The organism is Knoellia subterranea KCTC 19937 (genome assembly GCF_000768685.1).
In the GTDB taxonomy this organism is placed as follows: domain Bacteria; phylum Actinomycetota; class Actinomycetes; order Actinomycetales; family Dermatophilaceae; genus Knoellia; species Knoellia subterranea.
Genome location: NZ_AVPK01000001.1, coordinates 625,728 through 643,430, shown reverse-complemented (window position 1 = coordinate 643,430; position 17,703 = coordinate 625,728). Strand labels below are relative to the sequence as shown.

Below are 17,703 nucleotides of genomic sequence, written 5' to 3'. Positions count from 1 at the left end.
GAACACCATGACGGACGTCTTCGATCTCCAACCGGCCGAGTCGCGCCGCCGCAAGGGGGCCATTGCGGCCATCATCGGCGCCCTCGTCCTGATCGTCGGTGCCTATGTTGCCGTGGCTGCGTGGACGAGCGGTCGACTGCCGAGTGACACCAAGGTCGGTGGCGTCCAGGTCGGCGGCATGGAGCCGGCGGCCGCTCGCAAGGCCCTGGCCACGGCGGTGGCGGAGAAGGACAAGGCCCCCGTGACCCTCACGGCCGGTGACAAATCGACGACGATCACTCCCGCCGACGCGGGGCTGCGGATCGATGTCGACGCCTCGATCGGCGAGCTGACCGGATTCAGCCTCAACCCGGCAAAGGTCATAGGCCACCTCACCGGCGGCGTGACCGAGCCCCTGCGCACCCAGGTCGACGAGGACAAGCTCAAGGCAGCGATCGGCACAGCGGCGAAGGCCCTGGCCGTCGCTCCCAAGGAGGGCTCGCTCTCGGTCGCCGGCGGCAAGGTGGCTCTCACCCAGCCGGTCAAGGGGCAGGCCGTCGACGTCGACAAGACCACTGACCTCGTCGCGGAGGCATGGCCCCGTCCAGCCCCGTTCGTCACGCCGGTCGCGGAGTCGACCCCCAAAGTCGCTGCCGCCGAGTGGGAGCGGGTCAAGAAGGAGTTCGCCGACAAGGCGATGTCGGGCCCGATCGCCGTGCGCGCCGGGGACAAGACCTTCGACATCAGCGCGGCCACCCTCGCCCCGGCCATCTCGTTCCCCGCGGACGCGGAGGGCAAGGTCGCGCCGAAGTTCGACGACAAGGTTCTCATCGCTGCCGTGACCAAGGCGGCGGACGGGGCCGACGCGACGACGAAGGCGAAGGACGCGACTGTGACCTTCACCAACGGCCAGCCCAGCGTCGTCCCGGCCAAAACGGGAGTAGCGCTCGACACGACCAAGATCGCCGCCCCCGTGACGGCGGCCCTGACCTCCGAGGACCGCGCCGCCACGATCCCGGTGACCGTCACGCAGCCCGAGTTCACGACTGACGAGGCCAAGGCCACACTGCCCAAGGGGCAGATCTCGACGTTCACGACCTATTTCAACGCGAACGGCGGAGGTCGGGTCACGAACATCCGCCTCGCAGCGCGGACCCTCAACGGCACGTACGTCCCCCCGGGTGGCACGTTCAGCCTCAACGGGGTTCTCGGGCGCCGCACCCCCGAGAAGGGCTACGCCAAGGGTGGCGTCATCTCCGACGGGCGGCTCAGCGAGAACTACGGAGGCGGCATCTCCCAGGTGTCGACGACGCTGTTCAACGCCGCCTTCTTCGCCGGCGTCGAGTTCAAGCAGTACATGGCACACGGCTTCTACATCTCGCGATACCCCGAGGGCCGCGAGGCGACGATCTCCTACCCCTACCCGGACAACCGCTGGGTCAACACGACCGACGGTGGCATCCTCATCCGGGCCCACTCCTCGGGTGGGCAGGTCACCGTCTCGTTCTACGGCACGAAGAAGTGGGACATCACCGCGAGCAAGAGCCCGCGCCGCAACGTCGTCCAGCCCAAGAAGATCACCGACGCCTCGCCGGATTGCATCACCCAGGCGCCGACTCCCGGCTTCGACGTCACCGTGACCCGATTCTTCAAGCAGAACGGCAACACCGTGCGCACGCAGGCGTTCAACACGCACTACAACCCCGAGGACGACGTCACCTGTACGCACCCCGACGCGAAGTAGGGCGTCAGTTGCCGCCCGGTGCGGTGAGGTAGACGTAGCTCGAGTGCTGGTCGAAGCCCAGTCGCTCGTAGAGCGCCAGGGCAGTCGCGTTGTCCGCCTCCACCTGGAGGTGCATGAGGTGGATGCCGTCCTCCCGGGCTGCCGCTGCCAGTCGCGCCGTGAGGTGGGCGGCGTGACCCCGTCCTCGGTATGCCGGGTGCGTCCAGACCGCGCCCAGACCGGCCCATCCGTGCGCGATGCCGAGCCGGGCCAGGGCGATCGGCGTCGTGCCGGCTGCGTCGGCGTCGCGCAGCCCGAGCTTCTGCGAGAGCCCGCCGCCGGGCCGGATCTGGCCGAACAGGTGCCGCGGGCTGCCGGTGATGACCGCAACGGCCGCGGGTGTGCCCGCGCCGCTGCGCGTCGTGGCATGGGCCTCGAGCCACTCGGGGCCCGCGTCGGCGGACACGATGACGTCGGCGCCGCCGGGGTCGGCGGAGGCAATGCGCTCCGTCGGGGCCGTGAGGCACAGCGTGAGGCTGCCAACGCTCCAGTTCCGTCGCAGGAGCTCCGCCCCCAACGGGTCCCCGGCCGGGTCGAACCCGATCGGCCCGCCGAGTTGCACTCGCGCTGGAAGTCCGCGGACGGCATACCAGCGTTCGATCGCGTCGACCGCATCGGTGAGCGGGATTCCCGGGTCCCCGCCAGGGAGGACGGAGTTGCCGCGCTGGGTGTAGCCGGCGGACGCGCGCAGTTCCCAGTCCCCGAGGTGTTCGCGCTCGAGGGCGCCCCACGAAGGTCCGGAGATGCGTTGGAGGTCGCTGACCGTCGGTGCGAGGTGGGCTGCTCCGCGGCGGCTGGGGCGCGGCGGGATCTCCTTGGCGGCGACGATCCGGTCGAGGTGGATGGAGACGTCACCGTGGCGGGTCGCGACGACGACGCGCGTTGCGTCGCGTGCGACGAGGGTGCCGACGGTGTCCGTCATCGACGGGCCGTCGTGGGGTGCTTCGCCGGCAGGGGCGAGGCGGGATCTGACGACGACGCGCGCGCCGATGTGGACGGCGTCGAATGGCGTGGGCACGCTCGGCATACTATGGCGGCATGACGTACGTGATCGCGCAGCCTTGTGTTGACCTCAAGGACAAGGCCTGCATCGAGGAGTGCCCGGTCGACTGCATCTACGAAGGTGAGCGATCGCTCTACATCCACCCCGACGAGTGCGTCGACTGTGGTGCGTGTGAGCCCGTGTGCCCCGTGGAGGCCATCTACTACGAGGACGACACCCCTGAGCAGTGGGCCGACTACTACAAGGCCAACGTCGAGTTCTTCGACGACCTCGGCAGCCCCGGTGGCGCCGCCAAGATGGGCCTCATCAACAAGGACCACCCGCTGATTGCGGCTCTGCCCCCGCAGGAGCACACGGAGTGATGACAGGCGCGTGAGGACACGAGCGACGAAGGAGCGAGGCCCGGAAGGGCCCGCGGAGTCACGACCAGAGGGTTCGGAGTGACGACAGGGTTCTGAGGACACGAGCGACGAAGGAGCGAGGCCCGGAAGGGCCCGCGGAGTCACGACAGAAGGAACAGTGTGAACGCCGCTCGTCTCTCACTCCCCGACTTCCCGTGGGACTCGCTCGCTCCGGTCAAGGAGCGGGCGAGTTCTGCTGTCACGGCGGACGGTCTCGGCCTCGTTGACCTCTCCGTCGGCACGCCGGTCGACCCGACACCGCAGGTCGTCCAGGAGGCCCTGCGGTCCGCCGCGGACGCCCCGGGTTATCCGCAGACGTGGGGGACCCCCTCGCTGCGTGAGGCGGTGGCCCGCTGGTTCGCCGACCGTCGCGGCGTGCCGGCCGTCGACCCGGACGGGGTGCTCCCGACCGTGGGGAGCAAGGAGCTCGTGGCCTGGTTGCCGACACTGCTCGGTCTCGGGCCCGGTGACATCGTCGGTTTTCCGTCGGCCGCGTACCCCACCTACGACGTGGGCGCGCGGCTTGCCGGTGCCACGCCACAGCTGGTCGACGGGCTTGCGGCGCTCGGTCCGTTGACTCCCTCGACGACGCCAAAACTGTTGTGGCTCAACACTCCTGCCAACCCGACGGGTCAGGTCCTCGGTGTCGAACACCTTGCCAAGGTCGTGTCCTGGGCGAGGCAGCACGGGGTGGTCGTGGCGAGTGACGAGTGCTACGCGGAACTCGACTGGCGTGCTGAGCGCGGCGACGAGACCTCGCCCACGACGCCGTCGATCCTTGACCCGCGCGTGACGGGCGGCTCCCACGAAGGCCTGCTCTGTGTCTACTCCCTCTCGAAGCAGTCCAACCTCGCCGGCTACCGCGCCGCGTTCGTCGCGGGCGACCCGGGCCTGGTTCGTCAACTCCTCGAGGTCCGCAAGCACGCGGGCATGATCGTCCCGTGGCCGGTCCAGGTGGCGCTCACGGCGGCCGTCGGCGACTCCGCGCACGTCGAGGCGCAGAAGGCCGTCTACGCCGCGCGCCGGGAGACCCTCCTGGCGGGTGTTCGCGCGTTCGGACTGGAGGTCACGCACAGCGAGGCGGGTCTCTATCTCTGGGCGACCGCGGGCGAGGACTCCTGGGTGACGCTCGACCGTCTCGCCGACCGAGGAATCCTTGCGGCCCCGGGCACGTTCTACGGCGCCGCCGGAGGGCAGCATGTTCGCATCGCCCTCACGGCATCGGACGAGAGGATCAGTGCTGCCGCCGAACGGCTCTCCGCGGGCTGAACGGACACTCTTTTCGCCGTCGCGGAGGTCTGAGGTAGCGTCACTGGTGCGCGAGCGACGCCCACCTGCGAGCTCGCCCGAGACGTGAGGATTGAAGAGACGATGAGCACTGATGCAGCCGCTGGCGCGACCTTCTCGGTCCGCGACAAGGAACTGACCTTCCCCCTGAAGACGGCCACCGAGGGCAACAACGGGTACGACATCTCCGCCCTGCTCAAGGAGACCGGTGACACGACCCTGGACATCGGGTTCGTCAACACGGCTTCGTGCAACAGCGCCATCACCTACATCGACGGCGACGCTGGCATCCTGCGCTACCGCGGCTACCCGATCGAGCAGCTCGCCGAGAAGTCGACCTTCCTCGAGACCTCCTACCTCCTGATCTACGGGGAGCTCCCGACCCAGACCGAGCTCGACGCGTTCACCGAGCGGGTCCGCCAGCACACGATGCTGCACGAGGACCTCAAGGCCTTCTTCAACGGCTTCCCCCGCGACGCGCACCCGATGCCCGTCCTGTCGTCGGCCGTCTCGGCGCTCGGCACCTTCTACCAGGACAGCCTCGACCCGTTCGACACGGAGCACGTCGAGATCTCGACGATCCGCCTCCTCGCCAAGCTGCCCACGATCGCGGCCTACGCCTACAAGAAGAGCATCGGTCAGCCGTTCCTCTACCCGGACAACAACCTCTCGCTCCAGGAGAACTTCCTGCGGATGACGTTCGGTGTCCCGGCGACGGACTACGACATCGACCCCGACATGGTCACGGCGCTCGACCAGCTCCTCATCCTCCACGCCGACCACGAGCAGAACTGCTCGACGTCGACGGTGCGCCTCGTCGGCTCGGCCCACGCCAACCTCTTCAACTCGGTGTCGGCCGGCATCCACGCCCTCTCCGGTCCGCTGCACGGTGGCGCCAACTCGGCCGTCCTCGAGATGCTCGACGGCATCCTGCAGAACGGTGGCGACGTCGACACCTTCGTCAAGAAGGTGAAGAACAAGGAAGACGGCGTGAAGCTCATGGGCTTCGGGCACCGCGTCTACAAGAACTACGACCCGCGCGCGGCCATCATCAAGAAGACGACCGACACCATCCTCAACAAGGACGGCGTGCGCGACCCGCTTCTCGACATCGCCCTCCAGCTCGAGCAGCGCGCCCTCGAGGACGACTACTTCATCGAGCGCAAGCTCTACCCGAACGTCGACTTCTACACGGGCCTCATCTACAAGGCGATGGGCTTCCCGACGAAGATGTTCACCGTCCTCTTCGCGATGGGCCGCCTCCCCGGCTGGATCGCCCAGTGGCGCGAGATGATCGAGGACCCGGACACCAAGATCGGTCGCCCGCGTCAGATCTACACGGGTGAGACGGAGCGCGACTACCGCGCCATCAGCGGTCGCTGAGCCACAACATTCCCGCCCCATGAGGGGACATGAAGGGTCCGGAGGGTTACTTTCCCTCCGGACCCTTCAGTTGTCCTCCGGTCGCCGCCAACGGACACAGGTATGCCGGCCGCGAAAGTCCGCGGCCGGCATACCTGTGTCCGTTGGTTCAGTCCGTTCGACCCGCCCCGACGAGCTCGCGCTCAGCCGGCTCGTCGATGCCCCCGAACGTCTCCGAGGCGGGCGTCTGCCCCGGGCGTCCGAGCTTCTCGCCCTCGACGTCGACATCGGGGAGGATCCGGTCGAGCCACCGCGGAAGCCACCACGCCTTGTCGCCCATGAGGTACATGAGCGCCGGGATGAGCGTCATGCGGACGATGACCGCATCGAAGAAGACGGCTGCCGCGAGGGCGAAACCGATCGACTGGATGAGCGGCTCGTCCTGGAGCATGAAGGCGGCGAAGACCGAGATCATGATGGCGGCCGCGGCCGCGACGACCCGGGCGCCGTGACGGAACCCGTCGAGGACGGCGTCACGGGCGCTGTCGCCGTGGACGAATGCCTCACGCATCCGGGTCACCAGGAACACCTGGTAGTCCATGGCGAGCCCGAAGACGATCCCGATGACGAGGATCGGCATGAAGCTCATGAGCGGTGCGCCATCGAAGAATCCACCCACGCCCTCTTGGAAGACGAGGACGGTGGCACCCAGCGTGGCCAGCACGGACAGGAGGAACCCGAGGGTGGCCGTGAGGGGCACGAGGATCGAGCGGAACACGATCATCAGCAGGACGAAGGCCAGACCCACGACGACGGCCAAATAGGGGAGCAGCGCACTCTGCAGCTTCTCCGACACGTCGGTCTGGATGGCGGTGAGGCCCGTGACGCCGACGGTGGTGCCGGTGCGCGCCTCGATGTCGGCGCTCGTGCTGCGCAGGTCCTCGAGGAGCGTCAATGTGGCTTCGTCGTCGGGCCCGCTCTGCGGCGTGATGAGGATCTGGGCGCCGGTCCCGTTCTCGTTCATCCCCACGATCTGGGCGTTGGCGACGTCGCCCTGGCCGGCAGCCCACTGCACCACTTCGCCGTATGCCGCGGGGCGGGCAGCGGGGTCGGACACCTCGCGCCCGTCGACGACGAGCACGAGTGGCCCCTGGCGACCGGCCCCGAATGCCTCGGTCATGAGGTCCGCGGCCTTGCGCTGAGTCGTCTCCACGGGCGAGGTGGAGTCGGAGGGCAGGGCGAGGTGCATGTCCTTCATCGGGATGGCGAGTGCGCCGAGCACGACGATGGCGAGAACGGCGACCACGGCGGGGGCGCGCCCGATGAGTCGTGCCCAGCGGACCCCGTTGTTGACGACCTCGCCCTCGTCGGACTTCTCCTTGCGGGCGCGACCGGCGAAGGCCTTGCCCTTGAGCAGGCCGAGGATGGCCGGCGTCAGGGTGAGAGCGATGAGGACGGCGATGAAGACGGTGACGGCCGCGGCGAGGCCCATGGTCGTGAGGAACGGGATCTGGACGAGCGAGAGCGCCGACAGGGCGATGATCACGGTGAGACCAGCGAAGACCACGGCCGACCCGGCGGTGCCGAGGGCCCGGCCCGCGGCTTCGGCTCGGTCGTCGGTGTGGCGCAGTTCGCTGCGGTAGCGGCTGAGGATGAACAGGGCGTAGTCGATGCCGACGGCGAGTCCGAGCATCGTGGCCAGGGTCGGAGTCATCGTGCCGAGGTCCCAGAACGCGGTGGCGCCCACGACGAGCAGCGAGCCGATGCCCACTCCGATCACGGCGGTGATCAGCGGCAGGCCCGCGGCGACGAGCGAGCCGAAGGTGAGGATGAGGACGAGCGCGGCTATGGCGATGCCGATGAGTTCGGACGTCCCACCCGGCGGGGCGAAGCTCTGCATGCCCGCCCCGTTGACCTCGGCCGTCAGGCCCTTCTCGCGCGCGGTGTCGAGGGCGGCGAGGACGGCGTCCTGCGTGGCCGGTTCGACGTCGGTGATGGTGGCGACGTCGAAGGTCCACGACATCGTGCCGATGCGGCCGTCGGCGCTCAGTGGCGACAGGGCGGCGGCGTTGGCCTCGGCCTGTGCCGCAGGGGTGCCCTGCTTCGCGGCTGCGGCGAGCATCTGCTCGCGCTGCCCGGCCGCAGCCGCGACGGGACTCACGAGTTGGGCCACGCCGGGGGTGCCTTCGGCCGGCATCTGCGGCACGGCCCGGAGGTCGGCGATGAGGGCGTCGACGGCAGCGGCGTTCGTGGGGTCGGACAGTTTCTGACCCTCCGGTGCCGCGACGACGACCGTGGCGGTCGCCTGGTCGAACGCGTCACCGGTCTGCGGGAACAGTTCCTGCTGGAGCTGCTGCGCCTGCTCGGAGGGGATGCCGGGGATGGAGAACTTGTCGATCATCGGCTTGGAGATCGTCGTCGCCACGCCGCCGATGGCGACGAGCGCGACGAGCCAGGCCGCGATGAAGTACGGCCAACGGCGGTATGCCGTTCGGCCGAGTCGATACAGGTACGTCGCCATGGCGAAGCTGCTCCCTTGGTGGAGTGGTGTGGGTGGTAGAGCCGTCGACGACCGCGCACGGTTGGTGCGCGTGCGGGATGCGGTCGGTTCAGGCGAGGAGGCGGATGGCTTCGTCGACACCAGCCATGAAGTCGGTGGGGAAGTCGCGGTCCTCGTCGAGGAGGAACGTGGACATCGCGTTGTGGAAGAGACCGACGATGAGGGCGACGGCCACCCGGGCGCGATCGTGGCCGGGCGGCAGATCCTCGCGCTCTTCGATGGCCTCGCGGACCTGGGCCACCATGCCTTCGAAGCGTTCCTTGGCGACCGTGATGAGCCTCGGGTTGCGTTCGAAGAGAGCGTGGATGCGGTGCCAGTCCTCGTGGGTGGGTTCCTCGCGGGTGTGGATCCTCACGACGAGGTGGCCGAGGTCGCGCAGCAGGTGGCCATCGGGGCCGCCTGCGACGAAGACCGCGAGGTCGTCCTGACCGATGCAGTCAGGGCTGTCGAGGACGGCCGCTTCCTTGCCGGGGAAGTAGTTGAACAGGGTTCGCCGCGACACTCCGGCCCGGTCGGCGAGCTCTTCCAGGGTGAACCCGTCGAAGCCGTGCTCGATGGCCAATTCCTGGGCGCAGCGCGAGATCCGACGAGCGGTTTGCTCTCGACGGGACGTTGCACTCTGAGTGGCCATAGTGCAAGAGTGCACTTTATGGCTCCAAAGTGCAAATTCGGAGTGGTGTGGCTCAGGTGAGGTGGAGGACGACCTGTCGGGTGCCCGCGGGGGAGTCGGTCGTCTGCCACGTCCAGGCGTCGGAGTCGCGGCTGCGGGTCCAGCGGCGATCGCTGACGGTCACGCCGGTGATGCCGGTGTCCACGGCCTTGGCCACCGACCATGCGGCGATCGACCACGCGAACTGGTCGCTCGGTGCGGTGACCGTGAGGGTGCCGTCCCCACCGGCGGCCTTGAGGTCGTACTCATTGGTGAGCAGTCGCTCGACCATGGCCACGTCGGCCTCGCCCTGGGGGTCGTCGAGCCGGCACCCGAACCCCCGGGGTGAGTGGCCCGCGAGGGTCGAGGCGAGGATGCGGCCCTCCTGCTCGTGGTCGGCATAGGCCTCGGGGTACGCACTGCGCTGGACCTTCTGGGCCACGACGGTGATCGTGGCGCTCTCCCAGTCATCGACCTTGACCAGGGCGTCATAGAACTTGTTGGTGGAGTACTCCGGGTCGAGGATCTCCTCGACGGTGCCCCACCCCTGTGACGGTCGCTGCTGGAACAGGCCAACGGAGTCCCGGTCGCCGTAGCGGATGTTGCGCAGCTTGGACTCCTGGATGGCGGTCGCGAGGGCGATGGTCGCCGCCCGCGCGGGCAGCCCCCGCTTGAGTGCGATGGCCGTGATCGTCGCCGCGTTGCTCATTTGTTCGGGGTCGAAGTCGACCGAGTTGCCCGCAGCGGTGGCCTGGCACCGCGGGCCGAGCACGCCGAGCACCAGGCTCCGCCCACCGAACCATGCGCCGAGCCCGACGAGGGCGACGAGCGAGAGGATGATCCCGCGCGCGATCCACCGAGGGCCACCCCGCGGGGGCTGCTCCTCGGCAAGGGTGATCCCACCGCGGGTCGATCGCATCAGTCGTTCGCGTGGAGCGCGGAGTTCAGCACGATGCCGTGGCCGTCACGAGGGCGGGCCTCGACCGCACCGGTGACGGAGTTGCGGAGGAAGAGCAGGTTGGACTGGCCGGACAGCTCGCTGGCCTTGGTCACCTTGCCGTCGGGCAGGGTCACCTTGGTGCCGGCCGTGACGTAGAGCCCCGCCTCGATCACGCAGTCGTCGCCGAGGGCGATGCCGAGGCCCGACTCGGCACCCAGCAGGCAACGCTCACCGATGGAGACCCGTTCGGTGCCGCCGCCGGAGAGGGTGCCCATCGTCGAGGCGCCGCCGCCGATGTCGGAGCCATCACCCACGACGACGCCCTGGGAGATGCGGCCCTCCACCATCGAGGCGCCGAGTGTCCCGGCGTTGAAGTTCACGAAACCCTCGTGCATCACGGTCGTCCCGCTGGCGAGGTGGGCTCCCAGACGCACACGGTCGGCATCGGCGATGCGCACACCTGACGGCACGACATAGTCGGTCATCCGCGGGAACTTGTCGATGCCGAAGACCTGCAGCGGACCGCGGGCCAACAGCCCGAGACGCGTCAGCTCGAAACCCTCGACCGCGCACGGGCCCTGACTCGTCCACACGACATTGGTGAGCGCACCGAAGAGACCGTCGAGGGAGATCGAGTTGGGCGTGACAAGACGGTGCGACAGCAGGTGCAGGCGCAACCAGGCGTCTGCGGCGTCGACAGGCGCTGCATCGAGGTCGATCTCGACCTGGCGGACCTCCCGAGTCACGCCGCGCGCCTCGTCGGCCACGGCCAGCGCGCCCAGACCCTCGGGCTCCTGCGCGTCGCCCACCTCACCCAGCGCAGGGGCCGGGAACCAGGCGTCGAGGACGCTGTCGCCATGAAGGGTGAGCAGGCCGAAGCCGTGAGCGGTGCGCGCAGTCATGACGCCAAGCCTAGGGCCCGCACCTAGGCTTCCTGCATGCCCTTCCCGCGACCCCCGATCCGGACGGAGTTGCCGTGGCTGACCTCCGGTCCGCTGTGGCGAGTGCACTCCGACGTCGAGCCAGAACTCGACGCCTTCCTCGACAGGTGGGACTACGAGCGGGTCGTGCTCGAGGGCGCGCGGATGACGACTCGCGCGGAGGCCCACGCCCACCTGCACGAGGTCTTCGACCTGCCCGAGTGGGCCGGTCCGAACTGGGACGCGTTCAACGACGCCTTCGGGCACTGGGTGACTCGGCATGACGGCATACGCCTCGCCGTGATCTGGAAGGATCTCGACATCGCTGCGGCAGCGGCACCGGCGAGCACGGCCGAGATGATGTGGGGACTGCTCGAGTGCAAGGTGGGGGACATGCCGACCCTCAATCCGCGCAACCCGGCCGAGATCACGCTGGACGTCTTCGCGGTCGGTCGTGGTGCCGACTTCGACCGGCCCACCTGACCGCGGCGCTCACCCTCCGTCGGTAGGGTTTCGCGTATGCCGCTCGACCTCACTTCCGACGTTGTCACCCTCACTGCAGCCCTCTGCGACATCGTGTCCGTGAGCCTGGGGGAGGCGACGATCGCCGACGCGATCGAAGAGGCCCTGCGACCGCTCGAGCACCTCACGGTGACCCGGATCGGCAACACGGTCGTGGCCCGGACCGAGTTCGGACACGACGAACGCGTCGTCCTCGCGGGGCACATCGACACCGTCCCCCTCACCGATCCGCCGAACCTGCCGACCCGTCGCCTGCCCGGCGGTGACGGCGAGGGAGAGGTCCTGTGGGGCCGCGGCACCGTCGACATGAAGGGTGGCGTCGCCGTCCAACTCCGGCTCGCCGCAACGGTTCCCGTGCCGAGCCGCGACGTCACCTACGTGTTCTACGAAGGTGAGGAGATCGAGAGCGAGCACAACGGCCTCCTCCACATCCAGCAGCAGCGCCCCGACCTCATCGAGGACGCCGACTTCGCCGTGCTGCTCGAGCCGACGGGGGCGATCATCGAGGGCGGGTGCAAGGGAACTCTCCGCATCGACCTCACCACCAAGGGTGCGGCGGCGCACTCGGCCCGCCCGTGGAACGGCCACAACGCCATCCACGACGCGGCCGAGATCCTGACCCGCCTCACGGCCTACGAGACCCGGACGGTCGAGGTCGACGGGCTCGAGTATCGCGAGGCGCTCAACGCCGTCGGCATCAGCGGCGGCATCGCCGGCAACGTCATTCCCGACCGCTGCACGGTGACCGTCAACTACCGCTACGCCCCCGATCGCAGCGAGGAGGAGGCGGTGGCGCACATGCACGAGGTCTTCGACGGCCTGACCTTCGCCGTGACCGACAACGCCGGCGGCGCGCGACCCGGGCTCGACCTGCCGGCAGCCCGTGCGTTCGTCGAGGCCCTCGGCGTCGACGTCATCGCGAAGCAGGGGTGGACCGACGTCGCCCGCTTCCAGGCGATGGGCGTCCCGGCCGTGAACTTCGGACCGGGCGACCCCAACCTCGCCCACCACGACGAGGAACGATGCCCGATCGACCAGCTCCAGTCCTCAGAGGCGGCCATGCTCAGGTGGCTGGCCTAGGTTGGCACCGTGACTGATGCAGCGCAGGACGCACCACAGCCCTGGGACGCGACGCAGGACTACTACAAGGGTCCCGTTGTCATGCGGCGCTCCAAGGTGCCCGACTCGACGACCGACCAGCGCCTGCTCGACAGCCGCGGTCCGGCGGACTGGGTCCACACCGACCCGTGGCGCGTGATGCGGATCCAGTCCGAGTTCGTCGAGGGATTCGGCGCGTTGGCCGAACTCGGGCCGGCCGTGAGCGTCTTCGGCTCGGCCCGGACCAAGGCGGACGACCCCACCTATGCGCTCGGTGAGCGCGTCGGCGCGGCTCTCGTCCACGCCGGGTATGCCGTGATCACCGGTGGCGGACCCGGCGCCATGGAGGCGGCCAACAAGGGTGCCTGCGGCGCGGGTGGAACCTCGGTCGGGCTCGGGATCGAGTTGCCCTTCGAGACCGGTCTCAACGAGTACGTCGACCTGGGCGTGAACTTCCGCTACTTCTTCGCCCGCAAGACGATGTTCGTCAAGTACGCGCAGGGCTTCATCGTCCTGCCCGGCGGCTTCGGCACGCTCGACGAGCTCTTCGAGGCCATCACGCTCGTGCAGACCCAGAAGGTGACGTCGTTCCCCATCGTCCTCATGGGAACGACCTATTGGCAGGGCCTGATCGACTGGCTGAAGTCCGCTGCCCTCGGCGCCGGAACGATCAGCGCCAAGGACCTCGACCTCATCACGCTCACCGACGATGTCGACGAGGCCGTGGGCACGATCCTCGCCGCCGATCGCGGACGGGAGGTCGACGCACCCGAGGGTTCCGGCACACACGCCGAGTGACCCTCGGCCACGAACCCTAGGATCGACGCGTGCAGTGGGTTGCCCTCGGACTCCTCGCCGTCACCGTCATCACGGTGACGGTTCTCGTCGCGACCGATCGACTCGACCTCGCCGGGATGGCCGAGGCGACGTCCTCGAAGCCGCCCCTGGAACTGCCGGAGCAACTCACCGCCGGTGACGTCGACCAGCTGGCGCTCGGAACCGCTGCCTACGGCTACGAGCCCGCCGCCGTCGACGTCGCCCTCCAGGAGCGACGTGACCGGCTGGCCGAGCAGGAGGAGGCACTCACCCGCCGCGTCGACGTGGAGGTGCCCGACGATGTTCACGGTCACGGGTGAGTCCTCCCTGACGCCGGCCGAACTCTGGGCCCGGGCGGTCGACTTCGGCGCTCACACGGCCACCGTGCCTCTCACCACGACGAGGACGGACGGCGGGGAGCCCCACGAGGGCTGGTCCTTCACGGTCCGAACCACGCTCGGCCCGGTCCGCCTCGATGACTCGATGGTCGTGGCCGAGTGGGAGCCGCCGTTGCGCTGGCGGGTGCACAAGACCGGCCCGATCCACGGCTGGGCCGAGGGCGTCGTCTCGCCGTCCGGTGCCGGCTCGCGACTGACCTGGACCGAGGAGCTGTGGTTCGGCGGGAAGCTGCTGTCTCCGCTGACCCGTCGTGTCGGCGACGTCGTCGGGCCTCTCCTCTTCGGGCCCGTCGTCCGCCGCATCGCCACGGTGACGCGATGACCTGGGCCCTCATCCTGAGCGTTCCGGTCCTGCTCGTCGCCGGCACCTTGGCGTGGTTCCTCGCGCGGCGACACCCGGACCACGGCGAGTTCCGGCTGCAGTTCGTGGGCTATCCACCCGACCGGGTCGACGAGGTTCTCGGGCGCCTGGACGCCCAGATCGCGGCCAATGACGCCCTTCTTCGCGGCGGCTCGAATCTTCTCCCCGCGCCCCCCATCCCGACCTCTGACGGCGAGCCGGTCGAGTTGGCGGACGTGGCGGAGGTGGCCACTGCGCAGGAAACGGGCGCAGAGGAGGTGAGCGGACGGCATACGCCGAAAACCGGTGAGAGAGACGCGATCACGACCACACGGGTGTCGTGGCGCTGGCCCGACCTCCTCGTTCTGGCCGTCTATCTCGGGACGGCGCTGCACGTGCTGTCGGGGCTCGTCGGTCGCGTGTCCACGGGCTACCTCTCGCAGGGCGTGCAGGACCACCAGGCGTTCGAGTGGTACTTCGGTGCGTCGGCGCACAACGTCGCGAGCTTCTCGAATCCGCTCTTCAGCGACCGCCAGAACTTCCCCGACGGCGTGAACCTCATGGCCAATGCGGCCGTCACGGGTCTCGGCCTGCCCCTCGCGCCACTCACTCTGGCGACGAGCGCCCACGTGACCTTCTTCGTCGTCGAGCTCCTCGGTCTCGCGGGCACCGCTGCGGCGTGGTTCTGGTTCCTGCGTCGTCGAGGACTGGGGCGCACCGCGTCCGCCATCGGCGGCTGGTTCACCGGGTTCGCACCGGCGATGGTGTCGCACGCCAACGGCCACCCCAACTTCATCTTCCTCGTGCTCATCCCGGTCATCGTCGACCGTGTCCTCCTGCTCGCGAGCGGCCGACGGAGGGTTCGGGACGGTGTCGTCCTGGGCCTGCTCGTCACCTGGCAACTGTTCATCGGCGAGGAGCCGCTGCTGCTCGCCGCGATCGGCATGGGCATGGCCGGCGTCGTGCTCGCGCTCCACCGACGGATCCACCTCGTCCGTCTGCTGCCCGGCGTCGGCATCGGAGCAGCCCTGTGCCTCGCAGTCGTCGCGCTCCCGCTGTGGTGGCAGTTCTTCGGGCCGCAGAGCTACACCTCGATCTACCACCCGCCCGGGGGCAACGACCTCGCCGCCCTGTGGGGTCGGGCGACCCGCACCTTCGGAGCCGACCCGTGGGCATCGGCGGCGCTGTCGATGAACCGGACCGAGGAGAACGCCTTCTTCGGGGTGCCACTCCTCGTACTCACCGTCGTCATTGCCGTCGCCCTCTTCCGACGCCCGGTCGTGCGGGCGCTCGCGGCGGTCGTCCTCGTGACGTCGTGGCTCTCGCTGGGGGAGGAGGTCCTGCTCCACGGGCAACCGACCGGCATTCCTGCGCTGTGGTCGCTTCTCGACGAACTCCCCGTCCTCGAGAACGTCCTGCCGACCCGGTTCGCCATGATCGCCATCCCGGCGATCGGCGGGCTGCTCGCCATCGGGATCGACGCCGCGATGAAGGCCTCCCCGTTGTCGGCCGCAGCAGCCGCCGAGTCAGGGGACGATCGGTGGCCGCGTGTCGGTGGGTGGATTGCCACGGCCGCTGCTGTCGTCGCGCTGCTCCCCGTCCTGCCCACTCCCCTTCAGGTGGATCCGCGTCCGACCGTGCCGACGTTCTTCACCGGGGACGCCTGGCGGGACTGGACGCACGGCGGCTCGGTGCTGGCCGTGCCACCCCCGGACATCGTCGACGCCCGCGCGTTCGACTGGCAGCTCGCGGCGGACACGATGGCGTTCCCTCTGGTCGAGGGCTACTTCGTCGGACCCAACGGGCAGGAGGACCGCGGCGGTCAGTACGGCGCGCGGCGTCGTGCCCTGTCGCTGTGGCTCTACGACGTCAATGCCGCGAACGCCGTGATGCCGGCTTCGGCCACTCAACGTCAGCAGTTCGAGGACGACCTCCGAGCGTGGCGCACCGACGCTGTCGTGCTGCCGACGCGGCCCGAGACGACCGCGTTGCGCGAGTCCCTCGCGACGGTCCTCGGGGAGCCGACCCAGGTCGAGGACGTCTTCGTGTGGGACGTGCGAGGACTGCGCGGATGACGGCGCTGGGGCGGCGCGCCCTCGACCATCCCATCCGGGCGATCCTGATCGTCTATGTGGCCTCCCGACTCGTCGCGCTCGGTGCCCTGTGGATCGCAGCGACGTGGTTCCAGAACCCGGCGGGGGTCGGTCACCTCGATCCGACGGTCGGTGACCTCATCGGGTTGTGGGACGGCGAGTGGTACGAAACGGTTGCGACACAGGGCTATCCGGTTCCGCTCCCCGCTGACCCGGTCACCGGACGACTCACCTACAGCGCGTGGGCCTTCTATCCCTTGTTCCCCTTCCTGGTGCGCCCACTCATGGCGCTCGGGATCCCGTTCACCGTCGGAGCCGTGGGCCTCAATGTCGTGCTCGGTGGCGTTGCGGCGCTCCTCGTGTGGGCGTTGTTCCGGCACGGCCTGCACGCCGAGCCCCAGCCCGGACGCCAACGTCTGGCCCTCGTCGCCGCGTGCCTCTGGTGCTTCTATCCGGCCACCGGGGTCATGCTCAAGCCCTACACCGAGCCGCTCGCGGTCGTGCTCGTGGCCGCCTCGCTGCTGTACCTGATGAGGCGACGGTATGCCGTTGTCGCCCTTCTCGCGCTGCCGCTCGGCCTCACCCGGGGTGTGGCTGCCGCGATGGGGTGTGCCGCACTCATCCACCTCGTGGTGCGGGTGCGGGAGGACCGCGCCGCCGGCGTGGCGCCGTTGCGTGGGCAGCGACTCTCGGCGGCGGTGATGCTCGTCGTGACCGGGCTGTCCGGGATCGCCTGGCCGGTGTTCGCCGGTGTCGTGAGCGGCATCCCGACGGCCTTCTTCCAGGTCCAGGAGGCGTGGGGGCAGAAGCCTGCGTCGGGGCCGTTCGTGCTGTGGCTCGACTGGGCGTGGAGTGCACACGGGCTTCTGGGCGTGGTCGTTCTCGTCGCGCTGTGCGGCACCTACCTCGCGCTCATCCTCGGACGACACGGACGATGGATCCCGGTGGAGGTGCGGGCGTGGGCCGTGGCCTACCCGCTCTACCTCTTCGCCGTCGTCCGGCCGATCACGAGCATGTGGAGATTTCTGCTCCTCGACTTCCCGATCGCGGCGCTGCTCGCGAGCGTGGCGATGCGCACGTCGACGGGCGAGAGCATCGTTGGGCACTGGCGACGGCGGGTCGCCATCCTGCTCGTGCCGATCATCGGTGGGTTGGTGTGGTGGACCTGTGCACTGTTGACCTACACGCCGTGGGGATCGCGGCCTCCGTGAGGCACCCGGATTTCGTTCCTCCCGACGAGGCAGGAATAATGGTTCGGGACACCGGTGCGCCAACGCCGGGACGCGAACACGTGACGCACGACTGTGCGCCGCGGCAACGAAGGGAACACCCATGGCGGCAATGAAGCCCAGGACGGGCGACGGCCCTCTCGAGGTCACCAAGGAGGGTCGCGGCATCGTGCTCCGCATGCCCCTGGAGGGTGGTGGCCGTCTCGTCGTCGAGATGACTCCGGACGAGGTGCGGGCGTTGGGTCAGGCCATCGACGACTGCGAAGCGCTGAAGAAGTGACCGTCAGATCCTGACGTGACGAGAGGGCCCCCGCCATCGAGCG

At 69.1% G+C, this 17,703-nt stretch carries 17 protein-coding genes; 12 read left to right on the top strand and 5 right to left on the bottom strand.

The window, feature by feature from the left end:
* Nucleotides 1–7: 7 nt before the first annotated feature.
* Nucleotides 8–1,723, top strand: coding sequence for a VanW family protein (locus tag N803_RS02965; RefSeq protein ID WP_052111654.1), 1,716 nt, complete (start codon nt 8–10; stop codon nt 1,721–1,723).
* Between the two features lie 4 nt (nt 1,724–1,727).
* On the opposite strand, the gene N803_RS02960 is transcribed toward N803_RS02965, so the two are convergent.
* Nucleotides 1,728–2,780 (bottom strand): GNAT family N-acetyltransferase, encoded by a 1,053-nt coding sequence (locus N803_RS02960; RefSeq protein ID WP_035902735.1) that lies wholly within the window; start codon nt 2,778–2,780, stop codon nt 1,728–1,730.
* 20 nt (nt 2,781–2,800) lie between these two features.
* On the opposite strand from N803_RS02960, the gene fdxA reads away from it, so the two are divergent.
* The 3 genes from fdxA to N803_RS02945 all read left to right on the top strand — a co-directional run bounded on the left by fdxA (nt 2,801) and on the right by N803_RS02945 (nt 5,836).
* Nucleotides 2,801–3,127, top strand: coding sequence for a ferredoxin (gene fdxA, locus N803_RS02955; protein WP_035902421.1), 327 nt, complete (start codon nt 2,801–2,803; stop codon nt 3,125–3,127).
* A 159-nt stretch (nt 3,128–3,286) separates the two neighbouring features.
* Entirely contained in the window at nt 3,287–4,435 is a 1,149-nt protein-coding gene (gene dapC, locus N803_RS02950; RefSeq protein ID WP_035902420.1) for a succinyldiaminopimelate transaminase, read from the top strand.
* A 102-nt stretch (nt 4,436–4,537) separates the two neighbouring features.
* Nucleotides 4,538–5,836, top strand: coding sequence for a citrate synthase (locus N803_RS02945; RefSeq protein WP_035902419.1), 1,299 nt, complete (start codon nt 4,538–4,540; stop codon nt 5,834–5,836).
* A gap of 148 nt (nt 5,837–5,984) precedes the next feature.
* Here the strand turns inward: N803_RS02945 and N803_RS02940 are convergent, their stop codons facing one another.
* From N803_RS02940 to dapD, 4 genes are all read right to left on the bottom strand, one after another.
* On the bottom strand, nt 5,985–8,336 hold the full coding sequence (locus tag N803_RS02940) for an MMPL family transporter (protein WP_035902417.1): 2,352 nt from the start codon (nt 8,334–8,336) through the stop codon (nt 5,985–5,987).
* Between the two features lie 88 nt (nt 8,337–8,424).
* On the bottom strand, nt 8,425–9,006 hold the full coding sequence (locus N803_RS02935) for a TetR/AcrR family transcriptional regulator (protein WP_084763937.1): 582 nt from the start codon (nt 9,004–9,006) through the stop codon (nt 8,425–8,427).
* Between the two features lie 52 nt (nt 9,007–9,058).
* Nucleotides 9,059–9,943 carry a hypothetical protein gene (locus N803_RS02930; RefSeq protein WP_035902415.1) on the bottom strand — a complete coding sequence of 295 codons (885 nt, stop codon included), beginning with the start codon at nt 9,941–9,943 and terminating at the stop codon, nt 9,059–9,061.
* Entirely contained in the window at nt 9,943–10,866 is a 924-nt protein-coding gene (dapD, locus tag N803_RS02925; RefSeq protein WP_035902412.1) for a 2,3,4,5-tetrahydropyridine-2,6-dicarboxylate N-succinyltransferase, read from the bottom strand. Before dapD ends, N803_RS02930 begins: the two co-directional genes overlap by 1 nt.
* Before the next feature lie 36 nt (nt 10,867–10,902).
* Between dapD and N803_RS02920 the strand changes: the two genes are divergently transcribed.
* The 8 genes from N803_RS02920 (at nt 10,903) to N803_RS17840 (ending at nt 17,660) form a co-directional block, all read left to right on the top strand.
* A complete protein-coding gene (locus N803_RS02920) occupies nt 10,903–11,367 on the top strand; it encodes a barstar family protein (protein WP_035902411.1) in 465 nt (154 codons plus the stop codon).
* 36 nt (nt 11,368–11,403) lie between these two features.
* On the top strand, nt 11,404–12,486 hold the full coding sequence (gene dapE, locus N803_RS02915) for a succinyl-diaminopimelate desuccinylase (protein WP_035902408.1): 1,083 nt from the start codon (nt 11,404–11,406) through the stop codon (nt 12,484–12,486).
* Between the two features lie 9 nt (nt 12,487–12,495).
* Entirely contained in the window at nt 12,496–13,302 is an 807-nt protein-coding gene (locus N803_RS02910) for an LOG family protein (protein WP_035902407.1), read from the top strand.
* A gap of 29 nt (nt 13,303–13,331) precedes the next feature.
* A complete protein-coding gene (locus tag N803_RS02905) occupies nt 13,332–13,640 on the top strand; it encodes a hypothetical protein (protein ID WP_035902406.1) in 309 nt (102 codons plus the stop codon).
* Nucleotides 13,621–14,040: an SRPBCC family protein gene (locus N803_RS02900; protein WP_052111647.1), complete on the top strand. Its 420-nt coding sequence runs from the start codon at nt 13,621–13,623 to the stop codon at nt 14,038–14,040. The genes N803_RS02905 and N803_RS02900 overlap by 20 nt, the downstream gene beginning before the upstream one ends.
* Nucleotides 14,037–16,133, top strand: coding sequence for a hypothetical protein (locus N803_RS02895; RefSeq protein ID WP_052111645.1), 2,097 nt, complete (start codon nt 14,037–14,039; stop codon nt 16,131–16,133). The genes N803_RS02900 and N803_RS02895 overlap by 4 nt, the downstream gene beginning before the upstream one ends.
* A complete protein-coding gene (locus tag N803_RS02890) occupies nt 16,130–17,362 on the top strand; it encodes a hypothetical protein (protein WP_211253441.1) in 1,233 nt (410 codons plus the stop codon). The genes N803_RS02895 and N803_RS02890 overlap by 4 nt, the downstream gene beginning before the upstream one ends.
* Before the next feature lie 121 nt (nt 17,363–17,483).
* A complete protein-coding gene (locus N803_RS17840; RefSeq protein ID WP_082569572.1) occupies nt 17,484–17,660 on the top strand; it encodes a DUF3117 domain-containing protein in 177 nt (58 codons plus the stop codon).
* Nucleotides 17,661–17,703: the final 43 nt, after the last annotated feature.

Coding starts and splice junctions, on each gene's coding strand:
- N803_RS02965 (WP_052111654.1), top strand. CDS start 8: ATGACGGACGTCTTCGATCTCCAACCGGCCGAGTCGCGCCGCCGCAAG.
- fdxA (WP_035902421.1), top strand. CDS start 2,801: ATGACGTACGTGATCGCGCAGCCTTGTGTTGACCTCAAGGACAAGGCC.
- N803_RS02945 (WP_035902419.1), top strand. CDS start 4,538: ATGAGCACTGATGCAGCCGCTGGCGCGACCTTCTCGGTCCGCGACAAG.
- N803_RS02940 (WP_035902417.1), bottom strand. CDS start 8,336: ATGGCGACGTACCTGTATCGACTCGGCCGAACGGCATACCGCCGTTGG.
- N803_RS02935 (WP_084763937.1), bottom strand. CDS start 9,006: ATGGCCACTCAGAGTGCAACGTCCCGTCGAGAGCAAACCGCTCGTCGG.
- N803_RS02930 (WP_035902415.1), bottom strand. CDS start 9,943: ATGCGATCGACCCGCGGTGGGATCACCCTTGCCGAGGAGCAGCCCCCG.
- dapD (WP_035902412.1), bottom strand. CDS start 10,866: ATGACTGCGCGCACCGCTCACGGCTTCGGCCTGCTCACCCTTCATGGC.
- N803_RS02920 (WP_035902411.1), top strand. CDS start 10,903: ATGCCCTTCCCGCGACCCCCGATCCGGACGGAGTTGCCGTGGCTGACC.
- dapE (WP_035902408.1), top strand. CDS start 11,404: ATGCCGCTCGACCTCACTTCCGACGTTGTCACCCTCACTGCAGCCCTC.
- N803_RS02900 (WP_052111647.1), top strand. CDS start 13,621: ATGTTCACGGTCACGGGTGAGTCCTCCCTGACGCCGGCCGAACTCTGG.
- N803_RS02895 (WP_052111645.1), top strand. CDS start 14,037: ATGACCTGGGCCCTCATCCTGAGCGTTCCGGTCCTGCTCGTCGCCGGC.
- N803_RS02890 (WP_211253441.1), top strand. CDS start 16,130: ATGACGGCGCTGGGGCGGCGCGCCCTCGACCATCCCATCCGGGCGATC.
- N803_RS17840 (WP_082569572.1), top strand. CDS start 17,484: ATGGCGGCAATGAAGCCCAGGACGGGCGACGGCCCTCTCGAGGTCACC.